Annotated in this window: 17 protein-coding genes; 7 read left to right on the top strand and 10 right to left on the bottom strand. The window is 74.1% G+C overall.

Annotated elements, in window-relative coordinates; translation table 11 throughout:
* Positions 1 to 14: 14 nt before the first annotated feature.
* The 6 genes from BJ984_RS16335 to BJ984_RS16310 form a co-directional block, all read right to left on the bottom strand.
* Complete coding sequence (locus tag BJ984_RS16335) at positions 15 to 1,172, bottom strand: NYN domain-containing protein (protein WP_179548898.1); 1,158 nt, start codon at positions 1,170 to 1,172, stop codon at positions 15 to 17.
* Positions 1,173 to 1,222: 50 nt separating this feature from the next.
* Positions 1,223 to 2,206, bottom strand: a complete 984-nt coding sequence (locus BJ984_RS16330; RefSeq protein WP_179548897.1) for a M23 family metallopeptidase — start codon at positions 2,204 to 2,206, stop codon at positions 1,223 to 1,225.
* 142 nt (positions 2,207 to 2,348) lie between these two features.
* Positions 2,349 to 3,539 (bottom strand): serine hydrolase domain-containing protein, encoded by a 1,191-nt coding sequence (locus tag BJ984_RS16325; RefSeq protein ID WP_179548896.1) that lies wholly within the window; start codon positions 3,537 to 3,539, stop codon positions 2,349 to 2,351.
* The gene (locus BJ984_RS16320; protein ID WP_179548895.1) at positions 3,536 to 3,943 is read right to left on the bottom strand and encodes a DUF1801 domain-containing protein; all 408 of its coding nucleotides are present in this window, start codon (positions 3,941 to 3,943) and stop codon (positions 3,536 to 3,538) included. Before BJ984_RS16320 ends, BJ984_RS16325 begins: the two co-directional genes overlap by 4 nt.
* Positions 3,944 to 3,993: 50 nt before the next feature.
* Positions 3,994 to 5,055 (bottom strand): WxL protein peptidoglycan domain-containing protein, encoded by a 1,062-nt coding sequence (locus BJ984_RS16315; RefSeq protein WP_179548894.1) that lies wholly within the window; start codon positions 5,053 to 5,055, stop codon positions 3,994 to 3,996.
* A 136-nt stretch (positions 5,056 to 5,191) separates the two neighbouring features.
* Positions 5,192 to 6,619, bottom strand: coding sequence for a hypothetical protein (locus tag BJ984_RS16310; RefSeq protein WP_179548893.1), 1,428 nt, complete (start codon positions 6,617 to 6,619; stop codon positions 5,192 to 5,194).
* 109 nt (positions 6,620 to 6,728) lie between these two features.
* Between BJ984_RS16310 and BJ984_RS18435 the strand changes: the two genes are divergently transcribed.
* Genes BJ984_RS18435 through BJ984_RS16290 form a run of 5 tightly spaced genes read left to right on the top strand, consistent with a single transcriptional unit; the run spans position 6,729 to position 12,484 of the window.
* The gene (locus tag BJ984_RS18435; RefSeq protein WP_271206517.1) at positions 6,729 to 7,823 is read left to right on the top strand and encodes a heme/hemin ABC transporter substrate-binding protein; all 1,095 of its coding nucleotides are present in this window, start codon (positions 6,729 to 6,731) and stop codon (positions 7,821 to 7,823) included.
* Positions 7,820 to 8,968, top strand: a complete 1,149-nt coding sequence (locus BJ984_RS18430) for a FecCD family ABC transporter permease (protein ID WP_373877431.1) — start codon at positions 7,820 to 7,822, stop codon at positions 8,966 to 8,968. Before BJ984_RS18435 ends, BJ984_RS18430 begins: the two co-directional genes overlap by 4 nt.
* Complete coding sequence (locus BJ984_RS16300; protein ID WP_179548892.1) at positions 8,968 to 9,837, top strand: heme ABC transporter ATP-binding protein; 870 nt, start codon at positions 8,968 to 8,970, stop codon at positions 9,835 to 9,837. The genes BJ984_RS18430 and BJ984_RS16300 overlap by 1 nt, the downstream gene beginning before the upstream one ends.
* Complete coding sequence (locus BJ984_RS16295) at positions 9,834 to 11,102, top strand: hypothetical protein (protein WP_179548891.1); 1,269 nt, start codon at positions 9,834 to 9,836, stop codon at positions 11,100 to 11,102. Before BJ984_RS16300 ends, BJ984_RS16295 begins: the two co-directional genes overlap by 4 nt.
* Complete coding sequence (locus tag BJ984_RS16290; RefSeq protein ID WP_179548890.1) at positions 11,099 to 12,484, top strand: hypothetical protein; 1,386 nt, start codon at positions 11,099 to 11,101, stop codon at positions 12,482 to 12,484. Before BJ984_RS16295 ends, BJ984_RS16290 begins: the two co-directional genes overlap by 4 nt.
* On the opposite strand, the gene BJ984_RS16285 is transcribed toward BJ984_RS16290, so the two are convergent.
* The gene (locus BJ984_RS16285; RefSeq protein ID WP_179548889.1) at positions 12,412 to 13,215 is read right to left on the bottom strand and encodes an aquaporin; all 804 of its coding nucleotides are present in this window, start codon (positions 13,213 to 13,215) and stop codon (positions 12,412 to 12,414) included. The genes BJ984_RS16290 and BJ984_RS16285 overlap by 73 nt on opposite strands.
* A 182-nt stretch (positions 13,216 to 13,397) precedes the next feature.
* Here BJ984_RS16285 and BJ984_RS16280 point away from each other — a divergent pair, with 182 nt between their 5' ends.
* Together BJ984_RS16280 and BJ984_RS16275 are read left to right on the top strand one after the other, a co-directional pair.
* Positions 13,398 to 13,928, top strand: coding sequence for a GNAT family N-acetyltransferase (locus tag BJ984_RS16280; RefSeq protein WP_179548888.1), 531 nt, complete (start codon positions 13,398 to 13,400; stop codon positions 13,926 to 13,928).
* Positions 13,929 to 14,101: 173 nt separating this feature from the next.
* Positions 14,102 to 15,148 (top strand): helix-turn-helix transcriptional regulator, encoded by a 1,047-nt coding sequence (locus tag BJ984_RS16275; RefSeq protein WP_179548887.1) that lies wholly within the window; start codon positions 14,102 to 14,104, stop codon positions 15,146 to 15,148.
* A 115-nt stretch (positions 15,149 to 15,263) separates the two neighbouring features.
* On the opposite strand, the gene BJ984_RS16270 is transcribed toward BJ984_RS16275, so the two are convergent.
* From BJ984_RS16270 to BJ984_RS16260, 3 genes are read right to left on the bottom strand one after another with little or no spacing between them, the layout of a single operon-like run.
* Positions 15,264 to 16,085: an alpha/beta hydrolase gene (locus BJ984_RS16270; protein ID WP_179548886.1), complete on the bottom strand. Its 822-nt coding sequence runs from the start codon at positions 16,083 to 16,085 to the stop codon at positions 15,264 to 15,266.
* A complete protein-coding gene (locus BJ984_RS16265; protein ID WP_179548885.1) occupies positions 16,085 to 17,377 on the bottom strand; it encodes a DUF1254 domain-containing protein in 1,293 nt (430 codons plus the stop codon). Before BJ984_RS16265 ends, BJ984_RS16270 begins: the two co-directional genes overlap by 1 nt.
* The gene (locus BJ984_RS16260; protein ID WP_179548884.1) at positions 17,377 to 18,048 is read right to left on the bottom strand and encodes a GAP family protein; all 672 of its coding nucleotides are present in this window, start codon (positions 18,046 to 18,048) and stop codon (positions 17,377 to 17,379) included. Before BJ984_RS16260 ends, BJ984_RS16265 begins: the two co-directional genes overlap by 1 nt.
* Positions 18,049 to 18,063: the final 15 nt, after the last annotated feature.

Below are 18,063 nucleotides of genomic sequence, written 5' to 3'. Positions count from 1 at the left end.
TTACTCACTCATGCTCAGGCGTCGGCGAGTGCCGGGGTCAGGCGCACCAGGTTCGCCGTCGAGGAGTCGTCGAGCTCCGCGATCGCGTCGCGGGACTTCAGGAAGTCGGAGAAGGAGCGGAAGCCGAGGGCCTTCTCGCTGAACGACGGGTCCATGCGCTTCATCTGCGTCTTCACGAGCGAGCTGTGCAGCCACTCGTCGTCGTCCTTCTCGTGGCCGAGGCGGAGGGCGCGCTCGAGCAGGCTCGAGGCGAGCGCCTGCGGGTCCTCGGGCTCGGGTTCGGGCTCGGCCTCCGGCTCGTCCTCGATGATCTCGGGCGGGAACTTCGCGCGGCGCGGGCCCCGCTTCTTGGCGGCCGGGGGAGCGACCTGCTCGAGCGCATCCTGGAGCAGTCGCTCGGCAGCGGCGACGTCGGCGGCCACCGCGTCGGTCGTGGCGGCGCTGTCGGCGGCGGTGTCGGCAGAACCGTCGGAAGCGGTGCTCGACGCCGCGGGCGCCGCGGACGGCTCGGCCTCGGCGGCGACCGGGCTCTTGCGCCCCCGGCGCGAGCCGCCCGAGGAGCGAGGGGCGGCCTCAGGGGCGGCGGCGGCCGGCTCGAGCTCGGGCACCGGCTTCACACCCGGCAGCGCGTCGTAGGTGGCGAACTCGTCGCAGGCCGCGGCGAGCGAGCGGCTCGTCGAGCCCGCGACGCCGATGCCCACGACGTAGCGGCCGAGCCGCTTGCAGCGCTGCGCCAGCGCGATGTAGTCGGAGTCGCCCGCGACGATCACCACGTGGGTGAGGTCGGGCAGGCGGAACATGTCCTCGATCGCGTCGACGGCGAGGCGGATGTCCGCGCCGTTCTTCGCGTAGGCCGCCGCCGGGAACAGCTGCACCAGGTCGACTGCCCGCCCCACGAGCTGGCCCCGGTAGTCGGCGTTCACGGAGGCCGACCAGTCGGCGTAGGCGCGGGTCAGCACGAGGGTGCCGAAGGAGGAGGCGAAGTCGATCACGGCGCCGATGTCGACGGTGGCGCGGCGCAGCTTCTCGGTGTTCTCGGCGTCGCCGCCGCCGAAGCCCCGCGACTTGTCGCGCATGAACTGGCTGCGCCCGTGCACCTGGTCGTAGCGCGAGATGATGATGTTGTCGAAGTCGATGTAGACGGCCACGCGGGCGTCGGCGGATTCGGTCATGGACGTGCTCATTCCGATCGGGGGTGACCCCCAGTGTGACGCCTGTGGCGCTAGTTGTGCGCGGTCAGCCAGGCGATGGGGTCGACGGGGGTCTCGTCGAGGTGGATCTCGAGGTGCAGATGGGCGCCCGTTGAGGTGCCGGTGTTGCCGACCGAGCCGAGCTGCTGGCCGACCACGACGGCCTGACCCTCGGTGACGACGGGGGAGCCGGAGAGCATGTGCCCGTACCAGCTGCTGACGTTCTGGCCGTCGATCACGTGGTCGACCACGACGTAGACGCCGAGGCCGCCGTTGTCGGAGCCGTTGACCAGCCGCACGACGCCCGAGGCGACGGCCGAGATCGGCTTGCCCTGGCCGGGGGTGAAGTCGACGCCTTTGTGATTGGTGCTGCCGATGCCGCCGGGGGAGGAGCGGGGGCCGAAGCCGTCGCTGATCGGCACGCCGACGGGGAAGGGCCACTGCACGGCGCTGTCGGGGTTGTTCGAGTAGGTCGAGGCGGTGCGGAAGCCGATCGAGGCGACCTTCGCGGCCACCTCGGCGGCGCGGGCGGCCGCCTTGGCGGCGGCGAGCTCCTCGGGCGTGGTGGCCTGGTAGCCGTCGCGCCAGACCGAGGCGGCGGTTCCGGATGCGGTGAGCAGCTCCTGCGCGGCGGGTGCCGCCTGCACCTCGGGGGCGTAGGCGAACGAATCGCTGGTCTCGATCGCGGAGAGCGACGTGGCGGCGGCCAGCAGCGCGGCGAACGACAGGGCGACAGCGGCCTTCCACCGCGGCCGGCGCGGCACCGGACGCGAGGCGGCGGCCGGACCGGCCGAGGCCCCGGCAGGGGTGGCCGCGCGCGCCACGACCGCGGTCGAGACGGCCGGCGTGCGGGTCACGACGTCGGCCTGCGCGGCACTGGGCCGCACGACAGCGGTCTCGGCGGCGCGCACGAGCGGTCGGCGGCTCGAAGCCGCCTCGGCAGCCCGTTCCTGCTCACGCAGGGCGCGGCGCGTCAGGGGCGCCGACGGGGTGTCGGAGGGGGGAGTCAGGGTCACTCGGGTTTCGCTTTCGTCTCGCGCCGCGGGGGCCGGCGGCGCACGCGCGGCCTCAGGCCGCACCGATCGTCGAAGACAACTCTACAAACGACTCATAGGTAACACCTGAAAATGCCCCGCCGAGTCGCGAACCTGCTGTCGATCAGCCGGCGGCTGGGCCCTGCGAGGGGTCGATCTCGTCGATCAGCGCCACCGCGATCGACAGCGTCGGCGTCGTCGAGTTCGTCGAGGTGTTTCCCACCATCGCGATCTGCGTGCCCGTCTCGGGCCTCGTCAGCACCACCGAGCTGAAGCCGAAGATCGCCCCGTCGTGCCCGAGGTACTCGTTGAAGTTCGTGATGCCGAGTCCGTAGCCGAAGTCGAGCGTCTGGCCCTCGAAGCGCTGCGTCTGCAGCCTCCGGGCCTGCGTGAGCGGACCGAGCAGCCGGCCGTCCACGAGCACGTCGCCCCACGCTGCGACGTCGTCGAGCGTCGAGATCAGCGCCCCGGCCCCGGCCGGTACGGCGGGGTTCACCTCGTTCACCACGGTCGGCGGCACCGTCGGGTCGATCGCTCCGGCGCTCGTGACCTCGGGTACGTATCCCTGCGGGTGAGGGGAGCGGATGGCGTCGTCGTCGGGGTAGTACGTGTCGAACAGTCCAGCGGGCTCGATCACGCGGCGGGCGATCACCTCGGCGAGCGAGGCCCCGTCGACCCGGGCGGCGATCGCTCCGAGCAGCGCGTAGTTCGAGTCGCAGTACTGCACCTCGGCCCCCGGCGCGAAGGAGGGCGGGTTCCGCAGGATGACCTGCAGCGTCTGCTCCAGGCTCCACGGCATCGCGGGGTCGGCGGCGAACCGCTCGTCGAAGCGGGCGTCCGCGGTGAAGTCGGCGATCCCCGAGCGCATGCCCAGCATCTGCTCCAGCGTGATCTCCGAGGCGTTCGGCACCTGCGGATACCAGCGGTCGAGGGTGTCGTCGAGGGCGAGCATCCGTTCGTCGACCATGCGCAGCACGGCGGTCGCGGTGAACGTCTTGGTGATGCTGGCGATGCGCACGGAGTCGCCCGCGCGGTACGGCTCCTCGGTGTCGAGGTCGGCGACGCCCGCGGTGCGCAGCCACAGCGCCCCGTTCGGCAGCCTCACGCGCACGGCGCAGCCGGCGAGCCCCGAGGCGGTGAAGGCCTTGTCGAAGGCGGCTTCGAGACCGGATGCGCGCTGCGCCGTCGGCGTGACGGTCGACGCCGGCCCGCCCATTCCCTCGCCGCCTCGCGGACTGCACGCCGCCAGGGCGGACAGCGTCAGAGCGCCGCTCGCGGCGCCGAAGAGCGTGCGGCGGGTGAGGTCCCGCGTCATGAGCCGGTGGTCTTGGACGTCTTGGCCTTGGCGGGCTTGGCGGGCTTGGCCCGGTTGCGCTCGATCGCCGCGCGCACGAGGTCCTTGAAGGCCTGCTCGTCGACCGAGTGGCCCTCGGCGAACTCGACGCTGCGGCGCTGGTTGCCGCCGAGCTCGCCGTTGAAGAGCCCCTGCGGGTCGTCCAGCGAGGCGCCGTACAGGAAGCCCAGCTTGACCTTCGCCTTGAAGATGTCGCCCACGATCAGGATGCCGTCGAGCTCCCAGACGGGCGAACCCATCCACTTCCACTCCTCGACGATGCCGGGGTCGACCTCGAGGATGATCCGGCGCATCTCCGCGAGCTTCGCTCCGCGCCAGTCGGGGTGCTTCGCGATCAGCTGGTCGATCTCGTCGCTGGCGGTCATGCCGGATCCTTCCGTTGCGGGTGGGCCCACAGTACCGCCGGGGGATGCCGCTAGACAGGTTCTCCCGGCATCCGGCCCCGATCCCGGCGACGACGGGTGCGCACGATCAGCAGGATCGCGAGCACGAGCACGAGCACCGCGACGACGAGCAGCGCGATCAGCGGAACGAACGGCAGGGCGGCGAACGAGAACGGCGCCTCGATCGGTGCGAGCGTCCCGCCGCCGAGACCGACGCCCTCCGGCTGCACCCGCACGGCGCCGCTCAGCCAGACGAGTGCCGCGACGCCCTCGAGCCGCTGCCGCACCTCGATCGCGGAGCCGGGGAGCACCTCGGCGAGCTGCTCGCTCGCGGCGACCCCCGCGAGGCCGAACGGTCCGCCGGCCGCGACCGAGGAGACCGCGGTGACCCGGGTGTCTCCGGTGTTCTCGAGCGTGTAGACGACGTTGAGCGCGCCCACGGCGAGCGGGTTCCAGCTGCCGGAGTAGTCGACGCTGACGCCGGTGACCGTCGCGGCCGGGGTGAGCTCACCGTCGACGCGGAGGTAGACGCGGCTGCCGAGCCGGCGGTCGACCTGCACGGTGGCCGAGTCGGACGCGGTCAGTGCGGAGGAGATCAGGCCGGCGGGGTGGTCGCCGGGACGGGCATCCGCGGGCACGGAGATGCGGAAGGGCACCGCCGTGGTCTCGCCCGGCTGGAGGGTGACCTGGGGCACGGCCACCGTGATCCAGGTGCCGGCGTCGACCGAGGGCTCGCCGGCGGGCAGGAGGTCGATGCTGCCCTCGCGGGTGGTGAAGGCGTCGGCCGCGTAGACCTGCAGCTCGAGCGGCACGGCTCCGTCGTTGCGGATCTCGAAGGCGTCGTCGATGACGGCTCCGGGTTCGACGGCGTAGTCGAAGTTGGCGCGTCCGGTCTCGGCGGTGCCGTCGGGGAGGGGGCGGTCGGCGGGGGCGACGCTCCAGCTGGGGCCGGCGTCGGCGGCGGTCGCCACGGGTGCGGCGGCGGGGGTGGCCGGCGCGGCTGCCGCGACGGCGCCGGAGGGCGCCAGGGCGGCCGCCACAAGGAGGGCGGCGACGGGGGCCGCCACGGCGAGGCGGAACGGGAGCGAGGGCATGGGCATCCTGGGCTGGGCTGACTGGGCTGACTGAGCGGGGGAGGAATGGGGCAGGGCAGGTGGGGGTGAGGCAGGGGGCGGAACGCGCATCCGCCCCCTGCCGGTCGGCCCGAGACGGGCCGAGAGATGCGAGCGGCTAGCTCAGCGCCGTGATGGTCAGCGTCGAGGTGTAGTCGCCCGCCGGGGTCGAGCTCGGGATGACCAGACGGAGGTCGGCCCCGATGGTGGCGCCCGACGCGGCCGAGCTCGACGCGAGGATGCCCGAGCTGGCGAGCCCGGGGCCGCCCTGCAGCTGCGGAGCCACGGCGGCCCCCGCTGCGACTCCGGTGCCCGCGCCGGTCACGCTCGGCGTCCAGCCCAGCGCGTCGGCCCCGAAGGCCGCCGTGCCGGTGCCGGAGGTGAAGCCGGCGACCTGGCCCGAGATGCTCCACTGGTACGCCGAGGCGCCGCCGGTGCGGGTGTCGGTCACCGTGATCGGGGTCATCGCGCCCTCGGCGACGAAGGTGCTGCCCGCCTGGGTGGCGGTGCCGAGCGCGATCGCGTCGCCGCCGGCGAAGCTCCAGCCGAACGAGCCGTCCTCGGGCTCGGGCGTGACGACGGTGGGCACCGTCACCTCGATGTCGCGCTCGTCCGCAGCCGGCTCCTCGGGCGGGGTCACGACCGCGCCCTCGACCGTCCAGTCGACCGCGAGCGGGCTGGCCGGCTTCGCGGCGTCACGCGATCCGCCCGAGCTGTACCAGTAGCTCGACTGCCCGGTCAGGTTCTGGAAGTCGACGAAGCTCTGCGGGAACGATCCCCAGCTCGCGCCGGTGGTCGCCTGCGGCGTGCCGCTCGTGGTCACCGGCACGCCGAGGTAGGCGGGGGTGACCGTCAGGCCCTCGTCGCCGACGGAGGCGCCCGCGATGTCGGCGAGCACGATCTCCTGGGCGGCGACCGGCACCCACTGGGTCTGGTCCTCCATGCTCGTGCCGTAGCCGCTCGCGGTGGCGGTGAGCTCGCCGTTGCCGGCCGCGTCGAGGGTCAGCACCGGGTCCGACGCCGTCCAGTAGGTCAGGCCGCCGTAGAAGGCGACGGTGAACGAGCCGTTCCAGGAGACCTCCACCGATCCGTCCGCCGCCGCGGTGCCGGTGCCGCCGCCGAAGACGACCGCGTTCTTGGTCAGCGACGAGGTGCTGGCGGCCGACACGGGGGTGCCGGCGGGCGTCTGGCACTTGGTGGCCCAGCTCGTGGGCACGAGGGCGCCCGTCGCATCCGGCTTCACGATGCTCACGTCGCCGCTGGAGGCGGAGTAGAAGCCGTCGGCCTCGGTCCACACCCGCGAGCTGCCCGTGTCGCCCGCGGTGCCCGCGCTGAGGAAGTTGCAGCCGCCGAAGAACGCCCCGCCGCCCGCCTCGTTGCTGAGCCCCCAGGTGAAGGAGGCGTCGGTGATGGTGCCCTCGGAGGGGGCGGCGCTCGCCGCGGTGGTCGCGGTGAGGGCGAAGCCGGCGGTGAGCGCGGATGCCGCCACGACGGCGAGGGAGCGGCGGAGGGCGGTGCGCCCCCGCCTCGGGATGGTCGAATCCACAGTGCTGCGTGAAACCACAGTGCTGCCTTTCTGAACGGTTGACGATCGTCCTGAGTTAGGACAGCCTAACCATAGTAAGTTAAGCCTAACCAAAGCTAGAGTGGATTCCGTGACCTCCCTGCCCCGCCCCCTCCTCGCCGTCGCCGGCGCCGTTCTGAGTCTCGCTCTGCTCTCCGGATGCTCGACCGCGGCCGACGGCTCGACCGACGCCGGCCGGGCCACTCCCGCCCTCGCCGACGTCACCCCGGTCGCGAGCCCCAAGGCCTGGGAGGGGCCCTCGAGCGTCGCGGCCCCGGCGAGCCCCGTCGAGGCGATCACCGAGCCCGCGCAGGCGCTGCCGGACACGGTGACGGATGCCCAGGGGACGGCCGTCACCGTCAGCGACACCTCGCGCATCCTGGCCCTCGACATCTACGGCTCGCTCTCGCGGATCGTGTTCGAGCTGGGCTTCGGCGAGCAGGTCGTGGGGCGCGACGTCTCGAGCGGCTTCGCCGAGATCGCCGACCGGCCGCTCGTGACGCAGAACGGGCACGACCTCAACGCCGAGGCGATCCTCGCGCTGGCGCCGACCGTGATCGTCACCGACACGAGCCTGGGTCCGTGGGACACGATCCTGCAGCTGCGCGACACCGGGGTGCCCGTGGTCGTGGTCGACTCGCACCGCTCGCTCGCGGGCACCGGCGAGCTGATCGGGCAGGTCGCCGCGGGGCTCGGGGTGCCGGAGCGGGGCGACCAGCTCGCCGCCCGCACGGGGGCCGAGATCGACGCCGCCGTCGCGGCCATCGCCGCCGTCGCGCCCGCCGATCCCGCCGAGCGGCTGCGTATCGTCTTCCTCTACGTGCGCGGACAGGCCGGCGTCTACTACCTGTTCGGCCAGGGCTCGGGCGCCGACGACCTCGTCACGGCGCTCGGCGGCATCGACGTCTCGGCCGAGATCGGCTGGAACGGCATGCGGCCCCTCACCGACGAGGGGCTCGTGGCGGCCGCGCCCGACCTCGTGCTCGTGATGACCGGCGGCCTCGAGTCGGTCGACGGGGTCGACGGGCTGCTCGAGGCGGTGCCCGCCCTGCAGCAGACGCCGGCCGGGCAGCACCGACGGGTCGTCGACATGCCCGACTCGCAGATCCTCAGCTTCGGGCCCGACAGCGCGCGGGTGCTCGAGGCGCTCGCCGTCGGGCTCTACGCTCCGGATGCCGCCCGGTGACCGCCACGGTCGCCCCGGTGGCGGTGTCGACTACGCCCCCGCCTCCGCCTGGGCCCCGGGTCGTCCCGACCGGGCCCCGCGCTGCCCGGTACCGGCTGACGGTGCTGCTGCTCGGCGTCGGCGTCGTGGTGCTCGCGGTGGTCTCGGCGGGCATCGGGCAGCTGCCGGTACCGGTGCCGGAGATCGTGGGGTCGCTCGCGCTGCACGGCAACGAGCTGCTGACCGGGGTCGGCGCCCCGGCGGTGCTGCCCGTGGCGGCGGTGCCCGTGCATCCGAACGCCGATGCCACGCTGTGGGCCATCCGCTTCCCGCGGATCGCCATGGCGGCGGTCGTGGGCGCCTCGCTCGCGGTGGGCGGGGTCGTCATGCAGGGGGTGTTCCGCAACCCGCTCGCCGAGCCGGGGGTGGTGGGGGTGTCGGCCGGGGCGGCGCTCGGGGCGAGCACGGCGATCGTGCTGGGGGCGACGTTCCTCGGCATCCTGACCGCGCCGGTCTTCGCCTTCGCGGGCGGGCTCGCGGCGACGCTGCTGGTGTACCTGACCGCGCGGTCGCGGGGGCGCACTGAGGTGGTGACGCTGCTCTTGACGGGCATCGCGGTGACGGCGGTGGCGGGTGCCGGCATCGCGTTCCTGATGTTCGCCGCGTCGACGCAGCAGCGCGAGCAGATCGTGTTCTGGCAGCTCGGCTCGCTGAACGGCAGCCGCTGGCAGGACGTGGCGATCGTGCTGCCGATCTGCCTGGCCGGCACGGTGTTCGCGCTGCTGCTGGCGCGGCGCCTCGACCTGATGGCGCTGGGCGAGCGGCAGGCCAGGCACCTGGGCGTGAAGGTGGAGTCGACGCGGGTGATCGCGATCGTGGTGATCGCGATCCTGACGGCCGCGGCCGTGGCGCTCTGCGGGATCGTCGCATTCGTGGGGCTCGTGGTGCCCCACCTGATGCGGATGCTGCTCGGCCCGGGACACCGACGGCTGATCGTGGCGAGCGCGCTGGGCGGGGCGCTGCTGCTGCTCGCGGCCGACCTGGTGGCGCGCACGGCGGTGCCGTACGCCGACCTGCCGCTCGGGATGCTCACCGCGCTGGTGGGCGGGCCGTTCTTCTTCTGGCTGATCCGGCGCACGCGGCGGCGGTCGGGCGGGTGGGCGTGATGCGGGGGGTGGTGGCGGCGCGCTCTGCAGCAGGGGCCGAGGTCGTCGGGGGCGGCGCGGCATCGGTCGCGCCGCGGATCGTGGCCGACGGGGTGGGGCTCGAGGTGGAGGGGCGCGCGATCCTCGACTCGGTGTCGCTCGGGATCGGCGCGGGCGAGCTCGTCGCGCTCGTCGGGCCGAACGGGGCGGGCAAGTCGACGCTGCTGCACGTGCTGGCGGGCGACGTCACGCCGACCTCGGGCAGGGTGGCGGTCGACGGCCGCGCCGTGGCGTCGTGGCGGGCGGGGGATCTGGCGCGCATCCGCTCGGTGCTGACGCAGTCGAACGACGTCTCGTTCCCGTTCACCGTGCGCGAGGTCGTCGCGATGGGGCTCGCGCCGTGGCCGTCGCTCGCGCCGGTCGAGGAGTCGGAGCGGGTCGACGCCGCCGTCGACGACGCCGAGCTCGGCGCGCTGCAGCACCGCCGGCTGCCCGAGCTCTCGGGCGGCGAGCAGGCCCGCGCCGCGTGGGCCCGGGTGCGGGCGCAGGGCTGCGAGCTCGTGCTGCTGGACGAGCCGACGGCGAGCCTCGACATCCGGCACCAGGAGCGGCTGCTCGGCCACCTGCGTGCCCACACCGACGCCGGGGGATCGGCCGTCGTCGTGCTGCACGACCTCGACCTGGCGGCCGCGCACGCCACCCGCGTCGTCGTGCTCGAGAGCGGGCGCGTGCGGGCCGACGGGGCGCCCGTCGAGGCGCTCGACGCGGCGCTGCTGAGCGCGGTGTACCGGCACCCGATCCTCGTGCACCGGGTCGACGGGACGCTGCTCGTGCGCCCGGCCCGGTCGCCCGGCCCGCTCCCTACGTCTCCTCGGAGGAATCGCCCATGACCGACATCCGCTCCCGCCGGCCGGTTCTTCCCGGCGTCGTCGCCGGCGTCGCACTCGTCGGCGCTCTCGTCGCGGCCGCGGTGATCGCGCCCCTCAGCGCCCCGGCGGCGCACGCGGCCGGTTCGGTGAAGGTCGCGAACGCCGAGGGCACCGCGACCGCCGATCCCGACTATGCGACGCCGGTCACGGTCACCGGCAGCGGGTTCCAGTCGATCACGGGCGGCTTCGGCGGCGTGTACGTGCTCTTCGGCTGGGTCGACCCGGCCTCGTGGCGGCCGAGCCAGGGCGGCGAGGTCGGCGCCGACTACCGCTACGTGCCCGACAGCGAGGCGAAGGACAACGCGGGATTCCAGCGCTTTGTCGCCTTCCCCGGCAGCGACACGGCCGACGCCGCGAACGCCGTGATGGACGCCGCGGGCGGCTGGACCGTCGACCTCGTCATCCCCGGGGCGAGCTTCGAGAGCCGCGACCGCAACGGCGACGTCGGCTCGGTGGACTGCCGCGAGGTGCAGTGCGGGATCATCACGATCGGGGCGCACGGGGTGAAGAACGCCGGGAACGAGACGTTCACGCCGATCACGTTCGCGGCGGGGGCCGGTGCTTCCGGTGGTGCGGGTGCGGGGGCCGCTGCCGGTGGGGCGGGTGCTGCGGCGGGCTCGGCGGATGCGCCCGCCGCCGCTCCGGCCTCGGGTGCGTCGGCGGCGCGCGTCGGGTACACGGCCTCGACCGCCATCGCGGGCAACGCGCTCAGCTTCGCCGGCCGCGGCTTCGCCCCCGGCGAGCAGGTCGTGGCGACGCTCGACGACGGGGTCGCGGCGGTCGGTCCGCTGGTCGCGGGCGCGGCGGGGGAGGTCGCGGCGGTGCTCGACGTTCCGGCGGACCTTCGGGCCGGCACCCACGTGCTCATCCTCACCGGTGCCGCCTCCGGCGCGGTGGCGCAGACGGAGGTGACGGTGCAGGCGGCCGACGCTGCCGCACCGCTCCTCCCGGCCGCGACGGCGTCGCCGGCGGTGCCGCCGTGGCTCTGGATCGTGCTCGCGGTGGCCGTCCTCGTGACGGCCGTGCTGCTGCTGACGAGCCTCGTCACGGCCCTCGTCCGCGCGTCCCGCCGCCGCCGCGCCCGCCGCGCGGCCGCTCGCAGTGCCTCGGGAGCCGGGGCCGCCAGCGCTCCCGTCGTTCCCACCCCGCCCGCGGCAACCCCGACGACGGCGGGGGCCGTCGCTGCGGCGGCCGACACCGAGGTGCTCGAGACGGTGCGGCGGTGAGGGCGGCGCGAAGGGCCGCGATCCGGGCCGCACTCGCCCTCGCGGTGGGGGCGGGCGCCCTGCTCGCCGCAGCCGGCCCGGCCGTGCCCGCCACTGCATCCGGCCCGGCCATGCCGGCCACCGCATCCGGCCCGGCCGTGCCGGCCACCGCATCCGGAACCACCCCCGACGGCGACCAGCCCATCACCGTCACCGTGCCCGAGGGCGGCGAGGGCGGCGCGGGGCAGGTCGCGAACGCGCAGCTGCGGTGGGGCCTCAACCGCGAGGCGAGCAGCGGGTCGTTCGCCGGCGGGTGCAACTTCCTCAGCGCCGCAGCCGCGGGCGACGCCGGGGGCGCGCGGGTGTGGGGCGCCGACGACGGGCTGTACGCCGCCGAGAGCGGGGCGGTGCGGATCGAGAAGGCCACCGCATCCGGAACCTGGCAGACCGCCGACTTCGCGAGCCGCTGCCTCGACCCGAGCGGCGCCCCGGTCAGCGCCGGCTCGCTCACCGCCTCGACGAGCAGCCAGGTCGTCGTGGACGGGGGAGTCGGGGAGGTCGGGCCGGGTGGGGCGAGCATCCGCTGGTCAGGCTCGTTCACCGTCGCCTTCTACGGCGGCATGACCTACTGGACCGCCACCGACCCCACTCTCACCATCGCCCCCGACGGCACGGGCCGCCTCGTCGCGACCCTCGGCGGCTACGGCACGAGCATGGACGACCTCACGAAGTGGGAGGCCCTGCCGGCCCGCGAGGTCGTGCTCGCCGAGCTGCGCGGCGTCGACCTCGGCACCGCCGGCGGATTCACCGCCCAGCCCGACTACCTCGGCGTGCGGAGCGGCGACCCGGCGCAGGTCGCGCCGAGCCCGCTGAACGAGGCGTACTGGGGGTCGTTCCCGGCGGACTTCGTGGCTTTCCAGCAGCTCACCGGGCAGGCCGCGTACTGGTTCAGTTCGGGCGGGCAGCGCGACCCCGCCAAGCCGGCGACCCCGCTCGTCGTCAACTACGACGCGACCGCCCCCGCGATCGTTCCCCCCGCGCCGGCGGCTCCGAGCGGTGCCGACCCCTCGAACACCGCAGTCGCCCGACCGCCTGCTCCGCCCTCGCCCGGGGGTGGTGCGGCTCCTGCTGCCGGGGCGCCTGCTGCCGCGCTTCCGGCGGCCACCGCGCTGACGGCGGCCCGTGACGAGCCGGGTCTGGTTCCGGATGCCCTCACCGACCCCGAGGGCCTGCTGCTGCCGTTCGTCGGCCTCGCCCTGGCGGTGCTCGTGAGCACGCTGAGCGTGCTGCAGCTGGCCGGGCGGCTGCCGCTGCCGTGGGCGCGCGGAGGTCAGGCGGGGGTGGAGGCGGCCGGCGCGGGCTCCGGCGCAGCGGACGCCCGTCCCGCCACCGCCACACGGTAGAGCCCCGCCGCGAGCACCGCGCCGAGCACGGGGAAGACGATGAAGGCCCAGAGCTGCGCCATCCAGTCGCCGCCGCCGAACACCGCGGTTGCGAGCGAGCGGGCCGGGTTCAACGAGGCGTTGTCGATCGGCAGCGCGACGAACAGCATCAGCGTCAGCGTGCCGCCGATCACGAGCGGGGCGAGCGGCGTGCCGGTCGTGGGGTGGGTCGTGGTCAGCACCACGACGACCAGCACCGCGGTCGCGATCAGCTCGACGGCCGCGACGGGGAGCAGGCCGAAATGGCCGGGGGAGAGCATCCCGTAGCCCGTCGAGGCGAAGCCCGAGCGAACCGCCGCGGCCCCGCCGTCGCCGCTGCCGAGCAGCAGGGCCCGCACGAGCGCCGCGCCGGTGACTCCGCCCACCACCTGAGCGGCGACGTAGACGGGCACGAGCCCCCAGCGCAGCCGCCCGGCCACCGCGACCCCGAGGGTGACGGCGGGGTTGAAGTGCCCTCCCGACACCGGCCCCACCACTGCGGCGCCGATCGCCACGGTGAGCCCGAGGGCGACCGCGACGCCGAGCAGCCCCGTGCCGGGCTGGGCGGCGACGCCGTTCGAGTCGGGGGAGGTGAGCAGGGCGGCTCCGATCAGGCCGAAGACGAGCAGGAACGTCCCACCCGCCTCGGCGGCGGCCCTCCGCAGCGCGCTCGCACCGGAGGGGACGTGGGCGGGGTTCTTCTGGCTCGGCATGCAGCGAGGCTACGCAGCCGGATGCCCGTGTCGGCACGACCCGCGTCGCAACCTCCTCCCACGTCTGTCGAGCCGCGTCGCACGTGCCGCGGCGGGCTGCGCCGCACGCCTCCGCTCGGCTGCGCTTGGCTGCGCTTGGCTGCGCTTGCCTGCGCTCGCTCGTGCGATGGGAGACTGGATCCGTGATCGCCTCCCTCGCCCTGCCCGTGCCGCTCGAGACTCCGGGCGGCGCCGTCACCCTCCGCCGTGCCGACGTCGAGGACCTCGACGCGCTGATGCGGCTGCTCGCCGACGACGCGATCAGCGCCTCGCGCGGCGACCAGGCCGACGAGTCCGACACCGCGGCCTACCGGGCAGGGCTCGTCGAGACCCTCGCCGACGCCTCGAACGACCTCGTCGTCGCCGTCGGACCGGACGGGGTGGTGATCGCGATGATGCAGCTCACGCGCATCCCGGGCCTCTCGCGGCGCGGTGCGACCCGGCTGCTCGTCGAGGCGGTGCGGGTAAGCAGCGCGCGGCGGTCGTCGGGCATCGGCTCGGCCCTGATGCGGTGGACCACCGACGTCGCAGCCCCGGCCCTGGGCGCCGCGCTCGTGCAGCTAACCTCCGACGAGGCGCGCACCGACGCGCACCGCTTCTACGAGCGCCTCGGCTTCGTGGGCTCGCACCGAGGGTTCAAGTATGCGGTGCGGGAACGGGCTGACGCGCTTTGACGCGCTCTGACGCGCTCTGACGCGCTCTGACGCGCTCTGACGCGCTCTGACACGCACTGACCGGGAGCTCAGCCCGGCCGCTTCGAGAGCGCTCTCTTACCCCCCTGCGCTGGCCGTCGAAATCCAATAGGATTCGAGCACCGCTACTCCGGATGCGATCCCGAAGGAACGACATGCGCGCAGCTCCCGCCCTCCCGTCGGCCCGCCGCGGCCCCCAGCCCGCCTCGGTGGCGCCCACCCTCGGCGAGTACCTGCGCGGCCGCCGCGCCCGACTCCAGCCCGCCGACGTCGGCCTGGTCGCCGAACCCGGGCGCCGCGTCGCCGGACTCCGCCGCGAAGAGGTCGCCGACCTCGCCGGGATCAGCCGCGAGTACTACATCCGCCTCGAGCAGGGCCGCCACCACCAGGTCTCCGAGCAGGTGCTCGCCTCCCTCACCCGGGCCCTCCGCCTCGACGCCGACGCGGCCGCCTACTTCTACCGCCTCGCCCTGCCGGCCCCGCCGACGTCGCTCGCCCGCCCGGTTCCGCCGGTGAGCGATCTGGTGCACCGCCTCGTCGAGCAGTGGTCGGATGCGCCCGTCTACGTCCTCGACCGCAACCAGGACCTGCTCGTCGCCAACGATCTCGCCCACGCCCTGCAGCCGAGCTTCGCGGTCGCGGGGGGCAACTGCGTCGCGGCCGCATTCCTCGCCCCGCCGGAGGGACGCGGACTCGAGGGCTGGCGCCGCACCGCCCGTGCCGCCGTCGCGGCCCTGCGGTACCACGGCGACCCGAACGACCCCCGCCTGCAGGAGATCGTCGGCGACCTCTCGGTGCGCGACGCCGACTTCCGCGAGATGTGGGCGAGCCTCGACGCCCGCCCGCTGACCTTCGGCGAAGCACCCGCCTTCGTCGAGGGCGTCGGTTTCGGCGAGATGCCCTGGCAGTGCCTCGACGTCCCGGGCGGCCACTTCCTGCTCGTCTGGCTCGACCCGCCCGGCACCTTCGCGTCCCGCGCGATCGCCCACCTCCGCCGCACCCTCCGCGCCGCCCCGACCGCGGCCACTGCTGTCGAGGCCGCGCCGGGCTGCACCGCGACCGCCGCCCCGGCTCCGGCCGCCGCCACCCCGACCGCCCTGCCACCGGAGCCCCCCAAACGACTCCTCGCCCCCGACGACTTCGCGGCCTACCTCGACCGCGCGGCGGCCGCCGGTCACGCAGCCCTCCCCGCCGCCTCCTGACCTGCCCGCCCCGCCACTCCCCGGCGAACCGGAGGGCCCACCGAGCTGGCCGGCCCGAAGACCCACTCGCGCTGAGCTCCGGCGCGGGCGGCGCCGGCCGATGGGGCGGCGGCGGTCAGAGCATCCGCTCGAAGAAGTCGGCCGCGAGCGAGCCGAAGCTCGGCGGCCCCTCGTCGAGCCCCGCTGACGGGGTGTCGGCCCAGTCGTGGCGGCCGCCCTCGACGGCGTGCCACTCGGCGACACCGCCCGCCGCCCGGACGGCGTCCCGCAGCGCCACCCCCTGCCAGAACGGCACGACCTCGTCGGCCGTGCCGTGCACGATCGAGAACGGCACCGTCGGCGCTCGCACGAGCGTGACGGCACTGAGCGCAGCCAGCCGCTCGGGCGTCGCCGGCACCCCCAGGAGTCGCGTCACCTCGTTGTCCCCGGCGACGTCAGCGTCGCGCAGATCGGCGGGGCACGCGGCGACGGCGGCGGCCCGCACCCCGCTCGACGCCTCCAGCGCGACGAGCGCCGCGAGCTGCGCGCCCGCCGAGAAGCCCCACACGCCGACGCGCGCGGGGTCGCCGCCGAACTCCTCGGCGTGCTCGATCGTCCAGGCCACGGCGGCCCGCGCGTCCTCCAAGGCGGCGGGCCACACCGCCGTTCCGCTCAGCCGGTACGTCGGCGCGACGGTCACGAACCCCCGGGCAGCGAGCAGCGGGTTCAGCCACGGGTGCAGCGCCGCCCCCCGGTCGCCCTCGTGCCAGCCCCCGCCGTGCAGGAAGACCACGACCGGGGCGTGAGGCCGAGCGGATGCTCCGGGCACCCGGCTCCCGGCCCTCTCCGCCCCGCCGCCCGTTCCCGCGGGCGCCAGGACGTCGAGCCGCAGCGTGCCCTCGGGGCGATCGGCGTAGGGCAGCCCGGGCCAGAACCCCAGCGGCGGATCCGCGGACATCACGCCCGAGGGGTGATCGCCGGCAACCGGTACCGGCCCTCCGCGATCGATTCGTCCCCTCCGTACGCGCGGATGATCACCGTGAACGGGCCCTCCGGCGACGGCAGCCAGTTCGCCGCCTCCGTCTCGTCGGCAGGCCGACGGTGCTGCACGAACAGCGTCAACGACCCGTCGTCGCCGTAGCGGATTCCCTCGGTGCGGTCGCCGATCGAGTAGCGGTCGATCTCGTTCGCGCTGAGCAGCCGCTGCGGCAGCGTGTACAGCGTCGCCGACCAGAAGAACCGCGCCTTCGGAAGCTGCTCGGCCGTGAAGGTGATCGTGTAGTCGGTCGTGCCCACGATCCGGTTGCCGGCCGAATCGACCAGCCATCCGCCGTACCAGGCGATCGCCGGAGGCAGGCCGTAGAGCCCCTTCTTGGCGCCGACGTTCCGGTTGTCGTACGCGCCCGACATCTCCTCCCGGGTGCCGAAGAGACCGGTCGAGCTGGCGGTGTGCTCGGCGATGTCGTCGAGGTGGGCGATGCCGTCGGCGAGTCCCTGCTCGAAGTCGGCCCGCGCATCCGCGTCGAGTCCGCTCGTCGCGAAGGTTCCGCTGCCGTCCAGGCCGACGCTCGCGAGCCGGTCGCGAATACCACGGTCCTCCTCGAGCACCGGTGCGAAGCGCAGCAGGAAGTCGAGCACGTCGAAGAAGCGGATGTCCGTGGCCGCCGCTTCGTCCCAGACGGGCCAATCGGGGTCGGGTGCCGCCACCGGCGCCGCGCTTCCGGTCACCTCGTGCAGCGGCGCCACCGCGTACGAGTGCTGGATCCGCTTGAGCTCCTCGACGTCGCCGTCGGTGAATGCGGTGCGCCCGAGGCAGCCGACGAAGTCGGTCGAGGCGGTGATGACGCCGTCGAAGCCCTCCGGGGTGTCATCGGTCCACGACGGCCCGGCGAGCAGGTACCGACCCGGCCCGGTGCCGGTGGTCGCCGCACTGACGTAGCCCGCGTACACCGTGTACAGGTCGTGGAACGGCAGGATGTAGAACCGGTCGATCGCCGGAACCGTGATCACGACCGGCTCGGCCCGCAGGTCGAACCACCCCCACGAGTAGGGAGTGTCGTTGTTCGGCGTGACGATGTCGGTGTTCTCCGGGGTGAACGGCTCGGAGTAGTGCCGGAACCCGCCGAACCCACCGGTGTAGCGCGAGTCGTCGCTGTCGACCGCCTGCTCGTAGAGCGTGCGATAGTTCTCGACCATCGCGTACCCGAAGATGTACGCGTCGCGGGCGATCGATCGTCGTTCGTCGTTCATCAGAAACTCCCTATCCCTTTGCCGATCAGCACGACGCCGATCACGAGCAGCAGCACGGCCATCACCGTGGCGTTGTTGTGCACGAGCCACTTCCGCAGCGACTCGAGCGGGCCGGTCATCCGCGAGGTCGCGGCGAGGTAGGCGATCACCGGCACGGCGACGGTCGACGCCGCGATCACGGTGAACACGACGACCGACACCACGATCTCGCCGACGGCGAGCGATCCCGACCCGATGGCGACGCCGGCGGCGACGCCCATCAGCAGGTTCTTCGGGTTCAGCCCCGAGAGCAGGAAGCCCAGAACGAGGCCGCGCCCCGGCGTCATGGTGTCGATGGCCGACATCCACTTCGGCATCGCCGGCTCCGCACCCTCCTTCGGGCGGCCGCGCCACTGCTTCACGGCGAGCAGCAGCAGCGCCGCCCCGAGGATGATCTTGATGACCCCGGCGACGGGCTTCGGGTCGTCGGCGTCGCCCTGCGGGATGACCGACGACAGCAGCGTGAACAGCACGACCGCGACGACGATGCCGAGCAGCCAGCCGAGGAGGAATCCGAGGCTCGTGCCGCGGGCTTTCGGGGACAACAGCATCAGGATGGCCGCGATGATCGGGATCGGACTGATCGCGATGCCGAGTGCGAGCGGGAGTATCTCGCCGGTGACTGAACCCATGGGATCCTCGTTTCC

It is taken from the genome of Herbiconiux flava, assembly GCF_013409865.1.
GTDB classification, from domain to species: domain Bacteria; phylum Actinomycetota; class Actinomycetes; order Actinomycetales; family Microbacteriaceae; genus Herbiconiux; species Herbiconiux flava.
This window is presented reverse-complemented; position numbering and strand designations above follow the sequence as displayed.